Source organism: Dubosiella newyorkensis (assembly GCF_001945605.1).
In the GTDB taxonomy this organism is placed as follows: Bacteria; Bacillota_I; Bacilli_A; order Erysipelotrichales; family Erysipelotrichaceae; genus Dubosiella; species Dubosiella newyorkensis.
The window spans coordinates 1-562 of record NZ_MPKA01000096.1 but is presented as its reverse complement, the minus strand read 5'-3'; the positions used below and the strand labels follow the sequence as shown (position 1 = coordinate 562).

Genomic DNA, 562 nt, shown 5'->3' with positions numbered 1-562 from the left:
AGATCCATCTTTGAAAGATCCGGTAACCCTTCCTCATCCAAGACCCTTTCATCCGCGGATGTATTCAAGATCTTTCCGATCACGATCCCATTCTCGCACGAAACTAGACAGCACTCTAAACATAAAGGCGACTCTTCGATCAGCGGCGCGTAAACAATAGTGCTTGGCGTCGCGGTAAAACCCGCTTTATGAAATTTATCCACATCCTCGTATCCAGAAACACGACCGACATATTCACAAGCCCCAACTAAATGCTTGGAAGCGAAGCCCAGCGTAAACGAACGATTCAACAATAAATTGTGGGTCGTCTTATGACCCATTTCTAAAGATAAATAGACATGCTCGCAATCATAAATACCGCTCCATGCCGCCACCATCACATTCGCTCTCCCCTCTTCATCATAGGTCGATACAAATACGATCGGCATCGGCAAATACCATGACGTTCCTCCATAATTTTTTCTCACAATTCCACCCTCTACATTCTTGAATCAATTATAACTCTTTTGTCAATTTTGCAGAGCATCTTTCTTGTAGATCTTTCTAGAATATGGTTTACTAT

At 42.9% G+C, this 562-nt stretch carries 1 protein-coding gene; it reads right to left on the bottom strand.

Annotation, left to right across the window (positions count from 1 at the left end; genetic code table 11):
* The coding region (locus tag BO225_RS10105; protein WP_076342104.1) for a flavin reductase family protein at nt 1-467 on the bottom strand (467 nt) is incomplete at its 3' end.
* Nucleotides 468-562: the final 95 nt, after the last annotated feature.